The 15758-nt window shown below is 71.2% G+C and carries 18 protein-coding genes; 12 read left to right on the top strand and 6 right to left on the bottom strand.

Going from position 1 to position 15758, the window contains the following annotated elements; genetic code table 11:
• Nucleotide 1 precedes the first annotated feature (1 nt).
• Complete coding sequence (locus ABIC61_RS06635) at nt 2–631, top strand: HAD family hydrolase (RefSeq protein ID WP_354029276.1); 630 nt, start codon at nt 2–4, stop codon at nt 629–631.
• On the opposite strand, the gene ABIC61_RS06630 is transcribed toward ABIC61_RS06635, so the two are convergent.
• Nucleotides 597–947: a hypothetical protein gene (locus ABIC61_RS06630; RefSeq protein WP_354029275.1), complete on the bottom strand. Its 351-nt coding sequence runs from the start codon at nt 945–947 to the stop codon at nt 597–599. The genes ABIC61_RS06635 and ABIC61_RS06630 overlap by 35 nt on opposite strands.
• Nucleotides 944–1486: a YbaK/EbsC family protein gene (locus tag ABIC61_RS06625; protein ID WP_354029274.1), complete on the bottom strand. Its 543-nt coding sequence runs from the start codon at nt 1484–1486 to the stop codon at nt 944–946. The genes ABIC61_RS06630 and ABIC61_RS06625 overlap by 4 nt, the downstream gene beginning before the upstream one ends.
• A 41-nt stretch (nt 1487–1527) precedes the next feature.
• On the opposite strand from ABIC61_RS06625, the gene ABIC61_RS06620 reads away from it, so the two are divergent.
• From ABIC61_RS06620 to ABIC61_RS06605, 4 genes are read left to right on the top strand one after another with little or no spacing between them, the layout of a single operon-like run.
• Nucleotides 1528–2211 carry a maleylpyruvate isomerase family mycothiol-dependent enzyme gene (locus ABIC61_RS06620; protein ID WP_354029273.1) on the top strand — a complete coding sequence of 228 codons (684 nt, stop codon included), beginning with the start codon at nt 1528–1530 and terminating at the stop codon, nt 2209–2211.
• Nucleotides 2208–2864: a CatA-like O-acetyltransferase gene (locus ABIC61_RS06615; protein ID WP_354029272.1), complete on the top strand. Its 657-nt coding sequence runs from the start codon at nt 2208–2210 to the stop codon at nt 2862–2864. The genes ABIC61_RS06620 and ABIC61_RS06615 overlap by 4 nt, the downstream gene beginning before the upstream one ends.
• A complete protein-coding gene (locus ABIC61_RS06610; RefSeq protein WP_354029271.1) occupies nt 2861–3361 on the top strand; it encodes a GNAT family N-acetyltransferase in 501 nt (166 codons plus the stop codon). The genes ABIC61_RS06615 and ABIC61_RS06610 overlap by 4 nt, the downstream gene beginning before the upstream one ends.
• Before the next feature lie 54 nt (nt 3362–3415).
• Nucleotides 3416–3889 (top strand): nucleoside deaminase, encoded by a 474-nt coding sequence (locus ABIC61_RS06605; protein ID WP_354029270.1) that lies wholly within the window; start codon nt 3416–3418, stop codon nt 3887–3889.
• Nucleotides 3890–3970: 81 nt separating this feature from the next.
• On the opposite strand, the gene ABIC61_RS06600 is transcribed toward ABIC61_RS06605, so the two are convergent.
• Genes ABIC61_RS06600 through ABIC61_RS06590 form a run of 3 tightly spaced genes read right to left on the bottom strand, consistent with a single transcriptional unit; the run spans nt 3971 to nt 7505 of the window.
• The gene (locus ABIC61_RS06600) at nt 3971–5590 is read right to left on the bottom strand and encodes a type 2 periplasmic-binding domain-containing protein (RefSeq protein ID WP_354029269.1); all 1620 of its coding nucleotides are present in this window, start codon (nt 5588–5590) and stop codon (nt 3971–3973) included.
• A 2-nt stretch (nt 5591–5592) separates the two neighbouring features.
• Nucleotides 5593–6519 (bottom strand): carbohydrate ABC transporter permease, encoded by a 927-nt coding sequence (locus ABIC61_RS06595; RefSeq protein WP_097180167.1) that lies wholly within the window; start codon nt 6517–6519, stop codon nt 5593–5595.
• Nucleotides 6516–7505 carry an ABC transporter permease gene (locus tag ABIC61_RS06590; protein ID WP_354029268.1) on the bottom strand — a complete coding sequence of 330 codons (990 nt, stop codon included), beginning with the start codon at nt 7503–7505 and terminating at the stop codon, nt 6516–6518. Before ABIC61_RS06590 ends, ABIC61_RS06595 begins: the two co-directional genes overlap by 4 nt.
• Nucleotides 7506–7756: 251 nt before the next feature.
• Here ABIC61_RS06590 and ABIC61_RS06585 point away from each other — a divergent pair, with 251 nt between their 5' ends.
• Genes ABIC61_RS06585 through ABIC61_RS06570 form a run of 4 tightly spaced genes read left to right on the top strand, consistent with a single transcriptional unit; the run spans nt 7757 to nt 12202 of the window.
• Entirely contained in the window at nt 7757–9955 is a 2199-nt protein-coding gene (locus ABIC61_RS06585) for an acyltransferase family protein (RefSeq protein WP_354029267.1), read from the top strand.
• A gap of 43 nt (nt 9956–9998) precedes the next feature.
• Nucleotides 9999–10730, top strand: coding sequence for a class I SAM-dependent methyltransferase (locus ABIC61_RS06580; RefSeq protein WP_354029266.1), 732 nt, complete (start codon nt 9999–10001; stop codon nt 10728–10730).
• A gap of 24 nt (nt 10731–10754) precedes the next feature.
• Nucleotides 10755–11762, top strand: a complete 1008-nt coding sequence (locus tag ABIC61_RS06575; protein ID WP_354029265.1) for a LacI family DNA-binding transcriptional regulator — start codon at nt 10755–10757, stop codon at nt 11760–11762.
• A 53-nt stretch (nt 11763–11815) separates the two neighbouring features.
• Nucleotides 11816–12202, top strand: a complete 387-nt coding sequence (locus ABIC61_RS06570; protein WP_354029264.1) for a VOC family protein — start codon at nt 11816–11818, stop codon at nt 12200–12202.
• Between the two features lie 168 nt (nt 12203–12370).
• On the opposite strand, the gene ABIC61_RS06565 is transcribed toward ABIC61_RS06570, so the two are convergent.
• Complete coding sequence (locus ABIC61_RS06565) at nt 12371–13111, bottom strand: alpha/beta hydrolase (protein WP_354029263.1); 741 nt, start codon at nt 13109–13111, stop codon at nt 12371–12373.
• Between the two features lie 131 nt (nt 13112–13242).
• Here ABIC61_RS06565 and ABIC61_RS06560 point away from each other — a divergent pair, with 131 nt between their 5' ends.
• From ABIC61_RS06560 to ABIC61_RS06550, 3 genes are read left to right on the top strand one after another with little or no spacing between them, the layout of a single operon-like run.
• Nucleotides 13243–13740 carry a hypothetical protein gene (locus ABIC61_RS06560; protein WP_354029262.1) on the top strand — a complete coding sequence of 166 codons (498 nt, stop codon included), beginning with the start codon at nt 13243–13245 and terminating at the stop codon, nt 13738–13740.
• A 16-nt stretch (nt 13741–13756) separates the two neighbouring features.
• Entirely contained in the window at nt 13757–14305 is a 549-nt protein-coding gene (locus ABIC61_RS06555; RefSeq protein WP_354029261.1) for a dihydrofolate reductase family protein, read from the top strand.
• Between the two features lie 58 nt (nt 14306–14363).
• Nucleotides 14364–15698 carry an NAD(P)/FAD-dependent oxidoreductase gene (locus tag ABIC61_RS06550; protein WP_354029260.1) on the top strand — a complete coding sequence of 445 codons (1335 nt, stop codon included), beginning with the start codon at nt 14364–14366 and terminating at the stop codon, nt 15696–15698.
• Nucleotides 15699–15758: the final 60 nt, after the last annotated feature.

Raw genomic sequence — 15758 nt, 5'->3', positions numbered from 1 at the left:
GGTGACGGAGATCCGTGCGGTCCTGTTCGACCTGGACGGGGTGATCCGGCACTTCCACCCCGAGCACGTCGCGAGCATCGAACGCGAACACGCCTTGGCTCCCGGATCGATCGAGTCGTTCGCGTTCTCCACCCCCGTGATCGACGACGTGACCACCGGCCGGATCACCCGCGCCGAGTGGGTCCGTGCGATCGGCGAACACCTCGCCGCGCCGGCGGCAGCCGAGGCCTGGGGACGGCAACCGTTCACGCCCGACGACGCCGTGCTCGAGCTCGTCGACGAGCTCCGTGCCGCCGGGTACACGACCGCCGTGCTCACGAACGGCACGGACGGTGTCCCGGGCGAGGTCGCGTCGTTCGGGTTGCCCGACCGCGTCGACGCGGTGTTCAGCTCGCACGCGATCGGGTTCACGAAGCCCGACGTCCGGGCGTTCCGCCACGTGCTCGACGCGCTCGGCCTCGACGGCCCGGAGGTGTTCTTCACCGACGACTCTGCAGCGAAACTCGCCGGGGCGGTCGAACTCGGGATGACCGTCCACCACTACACGAGCGTCGCAGCGCTCCGAACGGCACTCGGTGCCGCAGGGGTGCGCCCCGTCACCGAAGCATCGACAGGACGTGGGATCCGATGAGCTGGCCGTTCGTCAGCACGGCGATCGCGAGCACCACGAGCGCGGCGATCGTCCCGACGATCGAGTAGTGCTCGTCGTACCGACGGATGGCGAGCTGCACGACCAGGACCAGTGCGGAGACGAGCACGGGCAGAGCGGCTGCTCCGAGGTACCAGCCGAGCGTGGCGCCGTCGCTCAGCCGGTCGTCGCCTTGCCCGACCTCGGCGCGGATGTACACGATGAGCTGCACCAGCCAGCACACCAGCAGTGTCCCGGGGAGCAGGACCGCGATCGCGACGCCGGTACCGACACCGGTGGTGCGGTCGTACTCGCTCATGCGGCCGGGAAGGCGAGGCCCTCGACGACCTGCACGTGCGGCAGCGCGCCCAGCACCGAGCCCGGCAGGAACAACTTCGCGGCGCGGCGTCCGGCGCCGATGACCGCGTCGGGAGCGCCCAGCACGCGCGAGTCGACGTACACCGGCCACGCAGCTGGCAGACCGATCGGGGTGATCCCGCCGTACTCCATGCCGGTGAGTTCCACGGCCTGGTCCATCGGCGCGAAGCTGGCCTTCCGGACGTCGAGGAGCTTCTTCACCGTGCGGTTGACGTCGAGCTTCGTGGACGCGAGCACCACACACGCGGCGAAGCGGACGTCCTCCCCGCGCTTGCCCGCGACGACGATGCAGTTCGCGCCGCCGTCGAGGGGGAAGCCGTACGCATCCGAGAACGCCGCGGTGTCGGCCAGGTCGGGGTCGATCGGCGCGGCCTCGATCCGGTCAACCAGCTCAGCGGGCAACTCGGCCAGCGCCGATGACACGGGAGCGGCCAGCGGTTCGGGAGTGGTCAGGGCAGGAACCCGTTCGAGCGTCGGCATGCCGTCCAGCCTAGGGAGGGTCCCGCCGCCATGCTGAGGACATGTCGACGTACGACGGACACCTCACCGCGCTCGCGGACGCGGCGGAACGGTTCGATGCCGCGCTCCGGACCGGCGACCGCACTGCTCCCGTGCCGTCGTGCCCCGGCTGGACCGTCGTGGACCTCGGCGAGCACCTGACGGACGTGCACCGCTGGGCCCTCGGACAGCTGACCGGCGAGGAGCAGGAGCCGCTCGCGCGTGCCGACTTGGCAGACCGCTTCCGTGCCGGCGCCGACGAGTTGATCGGTGCACTCCGCACACGAACGGCGGACACCGCGTGCACGGCGATCTACCCACCCGACACCGCCGCGACCTGGGCGCGGCGGCAGGCGCACGAGACGGCGATCCACCTGTGGGACGCGCAGCACGCGCTGGGAGGCGATCCGCGCCTCCAGGCAGAGCTGGCGACCGACGGCGTCCGTGAGGTGGTGGACGACCTGTACCCGCGACAGGTGCGGCTGGGCCGCGTCGAGCCGCTGACGGAACCGGTCGTCTTCGCGTTCACCGACGCGCCCGGCGAAGCCGTGCTCGGCGGTGGCGAGCCCGCCGTCCGCGTCGCGGGCCGAGCTGAGGACCTGCTCCTGGTCCTGTGGGGACGGCGGACACCCGAAATGGTGCACCTCGCGGTGGAAGGCGATCGCGGAGCACTCGACCGCGCGCTCGGGACCAAACTGGTGCCATGACGGAACTCCGCCCCCTCGACATCGAGCACTGGCCACGCCGCGAGCACTTCGAGCACTACCGCGACCGGGTGCCGTGCACGTGGGAGATGACCGTCGAGCTCGACGTCACCGACTTCGCCGAGACCGTGCGCGCGACGGACCGGCGGACCTACGCGTCGCAGATCTGGGCGATCGCGAGCGTGGTGAACCGGCACGCCGAGTTCCGGATGCAGCTGCTCGACGACGGATCACCAGCGGTCTGGGACGTGGTGCACCCGATGTTCACGGTGTTCCACCCCGACACCGAGACGTTCTCCGTCCTGGTCGTCCCCTACGACGAGGACCCCGCCCGGTTCCACGCTGCCGCCGTCGCGACGATCGCGCGGTACCGGGACGACCACCGGATGTTCCCGCAGGAGGACCGCCCCAGGAACGTGTTCGACATCTCGACGCTGCCGGGGACGTCCTTCACCGGGTTCGCGTTGCACGTGCGGGACGGCTGGGACCACCTCCTGCCGATCTTCACGATCGGTCGGTACCGGTTCGTGGAGGGGCGCACGGTCATGCCCCTCGTCGTGCAGATGAACCACGCGGTCGCCGACGGGTTCCACGGGTCGAGGCTCGTCGACGAGCTCCAGACGGTGTTCGCCGAGGCGGGTTGGGTCCGGAGGTGAGCGGAGAGATCACGGTCCGACCGGCCGTCCCGAGCGACGCGGCGGCGATGGCACAGGTGCACGTCGCCTCGTGGCGGTCGACGTACCGCGGGCTGATGCCGGACGCGATGCTGGACGACCCGGGGTTCGTGGCCCGACGCGAAGGGTTCTGGACGACGGCGCTGACCGACGAACGCTTCGCCTCGAACCGGGTCTCGGTGGCAGAGCAGGACGGCGAGGTGGTCGGGGTCGCGATGTCCGGACCGGTCACGAACGCCGAACCCGGGGTCCTGCACCTGTACGTCCTGTACCTGCTCGACGGGCACCACGGTTCCGGAGCGGGCAGTGCCCTGCTCGACGCGGTGATCTCGCCGACGGAGCCCGCGGTGCTGTGGGTGGCTGACCCGAACCCACGGGCGCAGGCGTTCTACCGGAAGCGCGGGTTCGTGGCGGACGGGGTCGAGCAGGTCGAGGACGGGGTGCGGGAGATCCGGATGGTCCGCAACCCCGACGCCTGACCTCGTCCCCCGGTCGCCCACCGGTCCGGGAGTCGGCGCGAGCAGGCTGGATCGATGAACGACACCGAACTCACCGAACGAGCCGTCAGCAGTGCCCTCGACAACGTGGCGGACGGCGGCAAGCCCTTCGCGTGCCTCATCGTCCGGGACGGCGAGGTCGTCGTCGAGGCGGTGAACCACGTCGCGCAGACCGGCGACCCGACGGCCCACGCCGAGATCCGGGCGATCCGGGCCGCGGCGGAGCAGGGCATCACCGACCTCGGCGAGTACGACGTCTTCGTCACCGCCTACCCGTGCCCGATGTGCCTCGGTGCGCTGTACTACGCGCAGCCGGGCCGTGTGGTCTACGCGGCGACCCGGGAGCAGGAGGGCGAGCACTACGAGGACGGCAACCGCCTGATGACCCTCGCCACGTTCTACGACGAGTACGCGAAGCCCGCCGAGGAGCGCGCGTTGCGCGCCGAGCAGGGGCACGTCGACGACCCCACCGCCCCGTTCCGGGAATGGACGGCCCGACACGCGGGCTGACGATCGTCGGGACCGCCATCGGACTGGAGGCGCGGGGCGGTCCCGCACCGTGCCTCCAGTCCGATGGCGCGCACCTCGCGGTCAGGAGGCGCGCGCCTCCAACGCCTGCTCGTACTCGCGCCGGACGGCGTCGCCGCCCCTGCGGCGCCAGTCGCGCACCGTCGCCTTCCAGGACGACACCTTCGCCCGCCCGAGCAGCACGTCGTTGATCGCGTTCGTCGCGAACGTGCCGATCGCCGGTCCCTTCGTCGAGTTCGTCGGCGAGTACAGGCCGTAGACGGGGTTCGGCAGACCGCTGTCCAGCCACGAGGCGAGCGACTCGTACACGGTGTCCGTCATCGTCGGGTTGCCGGCGTAGTACAGCGGCAGCGGGCACTCGGTGAAGTACTGCAGCGGGAACTCGCCGAGGCCCGTCTCGCTGTTGCCCGTCTTCGTCAGCACGGGAGCTCCGTCGCGGTACTCGAAGTCGCGGCCCTCGATGCCGAACTTGCGGTAGGTCCAGGCCTCGGTGCCGAACGGCGACGCACACCAGTTCAGGACCTCGAGGAGCATCCGCACGCGGGACTCCGACCCGGCAGCGACCGATGCGATCGTGTTGTTCGGGTCGCCCAACCAGGGCTTCGCGGTGGCGCCCGACGGCCCGACGAACGGGGCGACGGTCAGCTCGAACCCGGAGCCCGGCGTCGCCTGCTGCAGGAGTCCGGGGATCGCGCTGTACGTGTCGGACAACATGAGCGCGGAGCCCTGCACGAACCAGACCTTGCCGTTGTAGGCGGTGATGCTGTCCGGGTGGACGAGGTCCTCGGCGATGAGCCGGCGGGAGACGTCGAGGAGCTCCTGGTACTCCTCGAGCTCGTACATGTGGGTGAGCCGCCCGCCCTGCTGCTGCCACTGGTTCGGCAGCCCGAGCATCGGCCCGAGGATGTTCGTCGGCGCCGAGGCGAGGGCCCAGCGGTTCGCATGCGGGTCGGACACCTGCCGGCAGAGCTGCACGAACTCGTCGACGCTCGAGAACGACGGGTCGACACCGAGCCGCTCGAAGACGTCCTGGCGTCGGTGCAGCGCCTGCGAGGTCAGCGGCCCGCGCGGCACCGGGACGCCGTAGATGCCGCCCGAGAACACCGTCCCGCGCCACGACGCGGTGGGCAGGTTCGCCAGGTACGGGTAGTCGCGGACGCCGCTGCCGGACAGGTACGGGCTGAGGTCGGCGGCCTTCGCCTCGAGGAACTGCGGCAGGTACGAGAACGCCTGGTTGATGGTGAACACGTCGCCGAGGGTGTCGCCGGCGACCTGCGTGGCGAACTTGTTCCCGAAGTCCGCGTTCGGGGTGATCGTCAGGTCGAGGTCGATCCCCATCCGCTCGTCAAGTCCTTGCCAGTACGGGTTGCTGCCCTTCGACGGCGGGACGGGCGAGTTCGTGGGGACGCTGCCGTGCACGGTGGACCCGTCGCCGGGCTTGCCCTTCGTCGGCACGAGGGTCGCCGGGATCTTCCGGAACGCGCTCGGCATGAGCGGGCTGGTCTTCGGCAGCACCGGTTCCGGTCCGCCGGTCCAGGGCACGTAGTCCGGCAGCTGCACGGCCTTGTTGATCGCCTTCACGTCGGTCGAGCGGGTCACGGTGGAGCAGCTGGCCAGCAGACTGGTGGCCGCGATGCCGATCCCGCCCGCGATGAGCGTGCGGCGACTGAACGAGGAGGTCATGGTCAGCCCTTCACCGCGCCGGTCAGGACACCCTTGGCGAAGTGCCGCTGCAGGAACGGGTAGACGATGAGGATCGGCACGATCGAGACGACGAGGATCGCCATCTGGATCGACGCCTGCGGGGGCAGCGCGTCGGAGGACGTGCCGAGGTCGGCACCACCGAGCTGCGCGTTGTTGATGACGTACGTCCGGAGCACGAGCTGCAGGGGCCACTTCGCGGTGTCGTTGATGTAGAGCAGGGCGTTGAAGAACGCGTTCCAGTAGCCGACCGCGTAGAACAGGCCGATCACCGCGAGCACGGCCTTCGACAGCGGGAGCACGATCCGCCAGAACACGGCGAAGTCCCCGGCGCCGTCGATGCGCGCGGACTCGAGGAGCTCCTTCGGGATCGCCATGAAGAACGACCGCATGACGATGACGTTGAACGCGCTGAGGGCCGTCGGCAGGATCAGCGCCCAGTAGGAGTCGAGCAGGCCGAACTGCTTCACGACGAGGTAGTTCGGGATGAGTCCGGGTGCGAACAGCAGGCTGACGAGCACCAGACTCAGCACGAACCCGGAGCCGTAGGACCCCGGCCGGCTCAGGGCGTAGGCGAGCATCGCGCTCACGAACAGGCTGATGAGTGTGCCGACGACCGTGATGCCGATGCTGACGAGCATGGCGCGGGTGACGACACCGCCGGCGAAGATGCTCTCGTACGCACCGAGGTCGACCCCCTTCGGCCACATCACGAACCCGCCGGCGTCGTTCACCTGGGCGACGGGCGCGAGGCTGGTCGACACGATGCCGACGAACGGCAGGATCACGACGAGGCAGATCACGAGCAGGACGAACCCGGTCAGCAGCCGTCCGGGCAGCGGCGGAGCGTCCGGTCCCCCGCGCTTCCGCTTCCGCGGACCGGGCACGGTGACGGTGTGCGTGGCGGTCACTTCGACTCCTTCTGGTAGACGCCCGCTTCGCCGAAGACGTGCGCGAGCTTGTTGGCGCCGAGGACGAGCAGGACGCCGACGACGCCCTTGACGAGGCCGACCGCGGCGGCGACGCCCCACTGCCCGCCGAGCACGCCGTTGTTGTAGACGTAGGTGTCGAGGACCTCGCTCGCGGCACGACCGACGGCCTGCTGCTGGAGGAGGATCTGCTCGAACCCGACGGTCAGGGAGTCACCGAGCCGGAGGATGAGCAGCAGGATGATGATCCCGCGCATGCCCGGCAGGGTGACGTGCCAGAGCTGCCGCCAGCGGGAGGCGCCGTCCATCTTCGCCGCCTCGTACAGGCTGGCGTCGATCGAGCTGAGGACCGCGAGGAACAGGATCGTCGCCCAGCCGGTGTCCTTCCAGATCACCTGGCTGGTGAGCAGGGCGATGAAGCCGTTCGGGTTGCCGAGGAAGTCGATGGCGTCACCGCCGGCCGCACGGATGGCGTTGTTGACGAGCCCGGATCCGCCGAGGATCTGCTGGAAGACCGCGACGACGATCACCCACGACAGGAAGTGCGGCAGGTAGAGGACCGACTGCACGACCTGCTTGATCCGCTCGGAGAGCAGCGAGTTGAGCATGAGCGCGAGGATGATCGGCGCCGGGAACACGAAGACGACCTGCACGAGGGTGATGAGCAGCGTGTTGCCGAGCGCTCGGAGGAACTCGGGGTCTCCGTTGAAGATCACCGCGAAGTTCTCCACGCCGACCCACGGGCTGCGGCCGAGCGGCACGAACGGCAGGTACTCCTGGAACGCGATGAGGTTGCCGAGCAGCGGCAGGTAGTGGAACGCGAGCAGCAGCGCGACGCCCGGCAGGCCCATGAGGAGCAGCACCCGGTCGCGCCGGATCCGCTGCCACGTGCTGCGGCGGCGGAGCCCGGGGGCGGGCGGTGGTGCGGTGTGCGCTGTGGTCGTCGCGCGGACGTCGAGCTTCGTCACTCGTGGGGCCTCCTCCGTTGGATTCCTGGAGCGACCCTCGCGTCGGTGGCAATGTTGCGGCAACCCGTTGCCACAATTTTCCATCGTTGTAACGGTCCATCGTCGGCGCGATCGCGTCGGCGACCGATCACCGGACTGGAGGCACGTGGCGGGCCCGCCCCGCGCCTCCAGGATTCGTGTCGTCGCCTCGCGACGCGGTAGATTCCAAGCGCGCGCCGCAGCCGCGCATCGCGCAGCAGGGGGGACTCTTCGTGACCGTCGCGCCACAGGTGCCTCGTCACCACGTGCCCGCTGCCCGCCACCGGGCCGGACGGACGACACGGCACCCCGGCACCGCGGCCTCGACGAAGCACCTGCGCCTCGAGATCCAGGCCGTCCGCGCGGTCGCGATCGCCGCGGTCGTGCTCTACCACCTGTTCCCCGGCGTCCTGCCCGGCGGCTACGTCGGCGTCGACGTCTTCTTCGTGATCTCCGGGTTCCTCATCACGGCGCACATCGCGAAGCCGCTCGCGACCGGCCGGTTCAGCTTCCGCGTGTTCTACGCACGACGTGCGTGGCGGTTGCTGCCCGCCTCGCTGGCGACCCTCCTGGTGACGGTCGCACTCACCGCGGTGTTCGTCCCCCGGACGCTGTGGAAGGACTTCACCGAGCAGATCATCGCGAGCGCGCTGTACGTCGAGAACTGGGCGCTCGCCGCCAACTCCGTGGACTACTCAGCGCTGGCGTCCGACTCGAGCATCGTGCAGCACTTCTGGTCGCTGTCCACCGAGGAGCAGTTCTACGCCCTGTGGCCGCTCGTGCTCTGGTTCTGCGCGTACCTCCGCTACCGTCGTCGCCGGCGCAGCGGGGTCTCGCTCGCCCCGGCCATCGCCATCGCGCTCGGCGCCGTGTTCGTGCTCTCGCTCGCGTACTCGATCTGGTTCACCGGCGTGTCCTCGGCGGCGTACTTCACCACGACGACGCGCGCGTGGGAGTTCGCCGCAGGCGGGCTGCTCTGGCTCGGGCTGCAGCGGGTCCGGATCCCCGACGCCCTCGCCGCGGCGATGAGCTGGGCCGGGCTCGCGGTCATCGCGGCGACGGTCCTGACGTTCGACGCCTCGACGCCGTTCCCCGGGTGGACCGCGCTCCTGCCGATCACCGGTGCCGCGCTCGTGATCGCCGGTGCGATGCCCGAGGCCCGCTGGGGACCGGCGTTCCTGTACCGGCTCCGGCCGGTGCAGTGGCTCGGCGACGTGTCGTACTCGCTCTACCTCTGGCACTGGCCGCTGCTCATCGTGATGCCCTTCGTCATCGGGCTCGCCAGCGGCGTGGCGACGCCGCTCTGGGCGAAGGGCCTCGTGCTCGCGATCGCCCTCGTGCTCGCGCACTTCTCCCGTCGCCTCGTCGAGCTCCCCGTGATCGCCTTCTCCACCGAGCGGATGCGTGCTCCCCGTCCGCGCCACCGCGGCGTCCTGGTGCTCGCCGTCGCGGGCATGCTCGTGGTCGCCCTGCCGGCAGCTGGCATGTACGGCTCGGCGGCGCGGGAGGAGGCCGCGGCGAGCACCACCGTCGACGTGACCATCGCCGCCGACGGCACCCTCACCGTCCCCGCCTGCCGCGGTGCCGCTGCGATGCAGGACGGTGCCGACTGCCCGCAGGTCGACCCGGACGACATCACGCCGAGTCCGGTCCAGGCCGCGTCCGACGACTTCGCCGACCAGGCCGGCGCCGGCTGCCAGATCGCGGGCTCCGACACCACCGTGAAGGGGTGCGAGGTCGGCGATCCCGACGGCACCGTGCGGCTGGCCGTCGTCGGCGACTCGCACGCCTCGAACTACGTCCCCGCACTGCAGCTCATCGCGAAGGCGCACCACTGGAGCCTGACGACCTACCTGCACTCCGGCTGCCCGCTGACCCGTGCGTCCATCGCCGCGGCGTGCAACGAGTGGAAGGCGGACACGCTCGAGAAGCTGCAGCAGGAGCAGTACGACGTCGTGTTCGTCGCGGCGATGTCCCGGACCCCGTGGCCCAGCGGCATGGTCCGGCACGCCGACGACCTCACACCGGCGGTCCGCGACAAGGCGGCAGCCGGGTACACCTCGGCGTGGGAGCAGCTGCAGCAGGCCGGGTCCGCGGTCGTCGCACTGCGCGACAACCCCGACCCGAGCATCGGCGGCGTGCCCGACGTCCCGAGCTGCGTCGAGCAGTCCGGCGACGGCGCCGACTGCGACTTCAGCGAAGCGGCCGGACTCCTCGACGACCCGGTGGCGCAGGCGGCGAGGACCACGCCGGGTGTCCGGCTCATCGACTCGACCGCGATGTTCTGCGCCGACGGCACGTGCCCGGCGGTGATCGGCGGCGTGGTGGTGTACCGGCAGCTGCAGCACGTCACGCAGACGTACTCGCGGTCGATGGCGCCGTTCCTCGAGCCCGAGGTCGCGGCGGCCGTCGAGACGGCGACGACCGGCTGACCGGGTCGCAGCCGTCGGGCGGGCCGTGCGGCATGCTGGGGGCATGACCTTCGAGCAGCACGCACAGTCGTTCGGAGCGGCAGCCGACGCCTACGAGCACGGTCGCCCCGGCTCCCCGTCGGCGGTCGCCGGCTGGCTCTTCCCGGGCGGGGCCCGGCTCGTCGCCGACGTCGGAGCGGGGACCGGGAAGTTCACCCGCACGCTGGTCGACCACGCGGAGGAGGTCGTCGCCGTCGAACCGGACGCGGCCATGCGTTCGCGGCTGCAGACCGCGCTGCCGGACGTCCGGGCACTCGACGGGACGGGCGAGTCGATCCCGCTCGGGGACGGCGTCGCCGACGGTGTGACGTTCGCCCAGGCGTGGCACTGGGTCGACCCGGTACGAGGTGCCGCCGAGGTGGCACGCGTGCTGCGGCCCGGCGGCGTGTTCGGGCTGGTCTGGAACGTCCGCGACGAGACGAAGCCCTGGTCCGCACGACTCGGAGCGCTCATGAAGCAGCCCGAGTCCCGGGTGATGGACTACGGCGCACCCGTCGTGGGCGCCCCGTTCGGCGAGGGCGAGTACGAGCAGTTCTCCTGGGTCCACGAGCAGGACCGCTCGGCGTTCCTCGACATGGTCGCCTCGCGGAGCTACGTCATCGTCCGACCCGAGTCCGAGCGGACCGCGCTGCTCGACGCCGTGCAGCGACTGCTCGACGAGGACCCGGAGACCGCCGGGCGACCGACCGTCCCCGTCGAGTACACGACGTACGTGCACAAGTACGTCCGACCCTGACCAGACACCGCTACGCTCGACCCGATGCGCGCAACCGTGCGGGACGTGGCCGCCCTCGCCGGGGTGTCGCCGAAGACCGTCTCCAACGTCATCAACGGCGGCGTCGTGGTGCGCCCGGAGACACGGGAGCGCGTGGAGCAGGCCCTCGCCGAGCTCGACTACGTGCCGAACCTGTCCGCCCGCGGGCTGCGCAACGGCCGCTCCGGCGCGATCGCGCTGACCCTGCCGGAGATGGCCAGCGCCTACTCGGCCGAACTCGCGCAGTGGTTCGTGGAACTCGCCCGTGAGCGCGGGTGGACCGTGCAGCTCGACCAGACCGGCAACGAGCCGACCCGCGAGCGTGACCTGGTCTCCCGCGCGCGGGCGCACCTCGTCGACGGACTCATCCTGAACCCGGTGTCGCTCAGCGCGAGCGTCCTGGCCTCGACCGAGGGGCTCCCGCCGACGGTCGTGATCGGCGAGGTCGAACCCGAGCACGTCGACCAGGTGCACGTGGACAGTCGCGCGGCGGCCGAGCAGGTCACGGCGTACCTGGTGTCCCGAGGGCACCGTCGGATCGCGATCGTCGGCGCGGCGCGGGCCACGGCAGCGACGGCCACGAGCGAACTCCGGGAGCGCGGGTACCTCGCCGCACTGTCGGCCGCGGGCATCGAGCCCGATCCGGCACTCCGCGTCCCGCTGCCCTCGTGGACCACCAGTGCCGCGGCGGAGGCGTTCGCGGCGTGGCTCGACGAGCACCCGCTGCCCGACGCGGTCTTCGCCTTCACCGACTCGATCGCGTTCGGGGTGCTCCACGTCCTCGCCGCCCGGGGCGTCCGGGTGCCCGAGCAGGTGAGCGTCATCGGGTTCGACGACGTGGACGGCGCCGCCTACGCGATCCCGGCACTCAGCACGGTGTCGTTCGACCGACGGGCCTTCGCGACGGCCGCCCTCGACCTGCTCACCCGGCGGATCGCCGAGCGCGACGCCGCCCCCGAGACGGTCGTCATCCCGCACCGGATCGTCGAGCGCGCGAGCGTCGCCGACCGCTGAGTCCTGCTCGTCCGGGAAACCGCCGCGGCCCGGCTCGGCGTACGCTCCCGCGCATGACCGCTGCTGACCCGTCGATGCCGACGCTCGCCGCCACCGTCCTGCAGTCCCCCGAACCGCTCGCGCTCGCCCGGTTCTACGGCGCGCTCACGGGTTGGACCGTCCACGAGGACGACCCGACCTGGGCCCGCATCCGCCCCGCGGACGGACCGGGCCTCTCCGTGCAGTACGAACCCGCCTACGTGGCACCGACCTGGCCCGGGACCGAGGACGCTCCGGGCATGCAGCTGCACCTCGACTTCCAGGTCGAGGACCTGCCGGCGGCGGTCGCCCGCGCCGAAGAGCTCGGAGCCCGGCAGGCCGAGTTCCAGCCGCAGGACGACGTCCGGGTGCTGCTCGACCCGGACGGCCACCCGTTCTGCCTGTTCCTGCCCGGCGCCTGATCCCGCCCGCCCGGCGCACCTCGCACCGTGCGAGCCCGGCGACGTCCGGCGGCGTCCGGCGTCGTCCGGCGTCGTCGGTGCGAGGTTCCGGACACGGTGCGAGGTTCGCCGGCCCGCACGGTGCGCGGAACCTCGCACACTGCAGCCCGCCTCGCGCCCGCCCGCCCGTCAGCCCGGCAGGTCCCCCGCCGCCCGCAGCACGGCGGCCGTGGTCCTGGGATCGCCGAGGATCCGGAAGTGGCCGCCGACGGGCACCCGCACGTTCGTGGCCCCGGCGAGCGCACTCCCCTCCGGGATGAGCGTGTCGAACACCCCGTACACCGACGTGATCCGCGCGTTGGCGTCGAGCTCCCGCGCGAGGCCGGCGAGCACCGGGTCGCCGGACCGGAACGCCCGGAGGTGTCGGACCGGCGCGAGCCGCGCGTACCCCGAGCCTCCGAAGGGGGTCGACACCGCCACCATCCGGTCGATCCTCCCGTGGTCGTCGAGTCGCGTCATCGCGTACTTGCCGATGAGCCCGCCCTTGCTGTGCGTCACGAGCAGGACGTCACTCAGGTCGTGGCGCTCCAGGTACGCGAGCACCGCCCGCGCCGACTCCGGAACGGGACGCAGGTTGTGCCGGAGCACCGAGAGCACGTGCACCGGGTGTCCGCGGTCGTGCAGCGCGTCCATCAGCGGCCGCATGAAGTGCCAGGTCTCGTAGACACCGGGGACCACGACGACGGGCTGTCCGTCGCCGGTCCGGTAGTCGTCGGCCGTGGTCGGCCCGAAGCTCCGCAGCTGCCACCGGATCGCGTACCACCAGTCGAGTGCGGCCCACCATCCGCGACGCACCAGCGAGATCCGGACGGGAGGCGCGGTGCGGTCCGTGCGCGTCGGCCCGGGTCCGGACGTGGTCGCCTCGGTCATCGCTGGCCCTCCGCCGTCACACGCACGACCCGAGGCTACGCGGCACGCCTGGCGGACCGTCGGCGCAGTGCACAGTGAGGCGTCAGCCCGGTCATCGGCCGCACACAAGGAACCGGTGTGCACTCGTCTCCATGAGCGACACCACCCCCACGAACCCCGGCGACCCGACGCAGCGCACCGACGCGCACCCGACGGCCACGCAGCCCCCCACCGCGTACCCGAGCAGCCCCGCGGGCTGGGGAGCGGCTCCGACACCCACCTCCACTGCGACGCTCGACGCACCCGCCGCGCCCGCCGCACCTCCCGCCGGCCCGTACGCTCAGTACCCGTACGGCGCGACCCCCTGGTACGGGAACGCCGCCGCGACTCCCGCCGGGAAGCGCCGCAGTGGGCCGAAGCCGCCGTGGTTCTGGCCGATCGTCGCCGTGGCCGTCGGGCTCGCGGCGCTCCTCGTCGGCGGCGGCATCGGGTTCGCGATCGGCCACGCCATCGGCGGCGGCACGAGCCAGTCCACGACGCAGGTGCCCGGGAACGGCACGAACGGCTTCCCCGGCGGCGGGACCAACGGCGGGACGAACGGCGGGACGAACCAGTTCCCCGGCACGAGCGGTTCCTCCTCGAACAGCTGAGGGCTACGCTCCGACCATGCGCAAGGTGACGGCAGGGCTGTTCGCGTCGGTCGACGGCGTCGTGCAGGACCCGTACGAGTTCCAGTACGACTCCTTCGACGACGAACTCGGAGCGGGCATGGGCCCCTTCATGGCACGCACCGACACCGTCCTGCTCGGGAGGAACAGCTACCTGGAGTGGGCCGAGTGGTGGCCCGCCCACGCCGACGACCCCTTCGGCCAGTGGATCAACCCGATCGAGAAGCACGTGGCCTCGACCACGCTCGGCGACGACCTGGCGTGGGAGAACAGCTCCCGGATCCAGGGCGACGTCCCCGCGTTCGTCCGCGGGCTGCAGCAGCAGGAGGGCGCCGACATCGCGGTGTGCGGCAGCGTCACGCTCGTCCGCAGCCTGCTGTTCGCGGGGGTCCTCGACGAGCTGCAGCTCCTGGTGCACCCGGCGATCGCCGGGTCGGGCCGCAAGCTCTTCGAGCCGACGGACCCGCCCATGCGCCTGCGTCTGGTCGACAGCACCGTGACGAGCAAGGGGAACGTCGTGAGCACCTACGCGAGGCTCGACGCCTGACGGACGTCAGCCGAGCCTCCAGGTCAAACGGCCCGCTGAACCGCGCGTACCCTCGGTGGTGACCATCTCACCATCCGAGGAAGCCGGAGTCAGCATGCCCCAGGACACCCGCCCGCACGTCGTCATCGTCGGCGGTGGATTCGCCGGTGTCGCCGCCATGCGCGAGCTCGCCGACGCGCCGGTGCGGGTGACCCTGGTCGACCGCCACGTCTACAACATGTTCCAGCCGCTCATGTACCAGGTGGCGACGGGCGGGCTGAACGCCGGCGACGTGACGTACTTCCTCCGGAGCCTCCGCGCGAAGCAGAGCAACGCCGAGTTCCGGCACGGGCTGCTCACCGGCATCGACCCGGTCGAGCGGATCGCCGAGATGTCCGACGGCGAGCACCTGCACTACGACTGGCTCATCCTGGCCAACGGCGTGAACACGAGCTACTTCGGCACCCCTGGGGCGTACGAGTACGCGTACTCGATGTACTCCCGCTCGCAGGCGCTCCGCATCCGAGACGAGCTGTTCACCCGCCTCGAGGAAGCCGCCGCCAACCAGGGCCCGGACGAGATCAAGATCGTCATCGTCGGCGGTGGCGCGACCGGTGTGGAGATGGCCGGGGCGCTCGCGGAGCTCCGCGACCAGGCCCTCGAAGGCGCCTACCCCGAGCTGGACAAGGGCGCCATCACGATCACCCTCGTGCACCGGAGCGGTGAACTCCTCAAGCCGTTCGCCCCGCGGCTGCGCCGGTACGCAGCGAAGGTCCTGCGCAAGCGCGGGGTGGTCCTGCGCCTCAACACCGGCGTCTCCGAGGTGAAGCCGGACGGCGTGATGACGGCGTCCGGCGAGTTCATCCCGGCGTCGCAGGTCATCTGGGCGACCGGTGTGGCCGCACACAAGGAGGTCTCCGGATGGGGCATGCCGCAGACCCACGGCGGACGCATCCAGGTGAACGACGACCTCAGCGTGAAGGGCGTCGAGCGGATCTTCTCCGCCGGCGACATCGCGGCGCAGGATGACGCCCTCGCGCAGCTCGCCCAGCCGGCACTGCAGGGTGGACGGCACTCGGCGCGGCAGATCAAGCGCCTGCTCGAGGGCAAGGCGACCGAGCACTTCAAGTACTTCGACAAGGGCACGATGGCCACGATCGGTACGAACGCCGCGGTCGCCCAGCTCCGCGGCGGCATCACCATGGTCGGGCCGGTCGCGTGGGCGGCCTGGGTCGCGGTGCACATCGCGTCGCTGCTCGGCAACGGCAACCGGCTGTCGACGCTGTCGCACTTCTTCGTGCGGTACCTGTGGTTCATGCGGAAGCGGGCGATCCCGATCGTCGGCGACGTGCGACCCGTGCGGCCGAACGGCGACCGCGAGCCCGAGCCGTGGCAGATGCAGAAGGCGGAGTAGGCGCGCGCGCTCGTTCAGTGAGCAGAAATGGTCGGGTCCGGAGACGGGACCCGACCATTT

Source organism: Curtobacterium sp. 1544, assembly GCF_040544915.1.
Taxonomy (GTDB): domain Bacteria; phylum Actinomycetota; class Actinomycetes; order Actinomycetales; family Microbacteriaceae; genus Curtobacterium; species Curtobacterium pusillum_C.
The sequence above is the reverse complement of the archived record's forward strand: the minus strand, read 5'-3'. Positions and strand labels throughout refer to the sequence as shown.

Coding starts and splice junctions, on each gene's coding strand:
- ABIC61_RS06570 (WP_354029264.1), top strand. CDS start 11,816: ATGACCGCTGCTGACCCGTCGATGCCGACGCTCGCCGCCACCGTCCTG.
- ABIC61_RS06555 (WP_354029261.1), top strand. CDS start 13,757: ATGCGCAAGGTGACGGCAGGGCTGTTCGCGTCGGTCGACGGCGTCGTG.
- ABIC61_RS06580 (WP_354029266.1), top strand. CDS start 9,999: ATGACCTTCGAGCAGCACGCACAGTCGTTCGGAGCGGCAGCCGACGCC.
- ABIC61_RS06620 (WP_354029273.1), top strand. CDS start 1,528: ATGTCGACGTACGACGGACACCTCACCGCGCTCGCGGACGCGGCGGAA.
- ABIC61_RS06575 (WP_354029265.1), top strand. CDS start 10,755: ATGCGCGCAACCGTGCGGGACGTGGCCGCCCTCGCCGGGGTGTCGCCG.
- ABIC61_RS06605 (WP_354029270.1), top strand. CDS start 3,416: ATGAACGACACCGAACTCACCGAACGAGCCGTCAGCAGTGCCCTCGAC.
- ABIC61_RS06625 (WP_354029274.1), bottom strand. CDS start 1,486: ATGCCGACGCTCGAACGGGTTCCTGCCCTGACCACTCCCGAACCGCTG.
- ABIC61_RS06630 (WP_354029275.1), bottom strand. CDS start 947: ATGAGCGAGTACGACCGCACCACCGGTGTCGGTACCGGCGTCGCGATC.
- ABIC61_RS06600 (WP_354029269.1), bottom strand. CDS start 5,590: ATGACCTCCTCGTTCAGTCGCCGCACGCTCATCGCGGGCGGGATCGGC.
- ABIC61_RS06560 (WP_354029262.1), top strand. CDS start 13,243: ATGAGCGACACCACCCCCACGAACCCCGGCGACCCGACGCAGCGCACC.
- ABIC61_RS06565 (WP_354029263.1), bottom strand. CDS start 13,111: ATGACCGAGGCGACCACGTCCGGACCCGGGCCGACGCGCACGGACCGC.
- ABIC61_RS06615 (WP_354029272.1), top strand. CDS start 2,208: ATGACGGAACTCCGCCCCCTCGACATCGAGCACTGGCCACGCCGCGAG.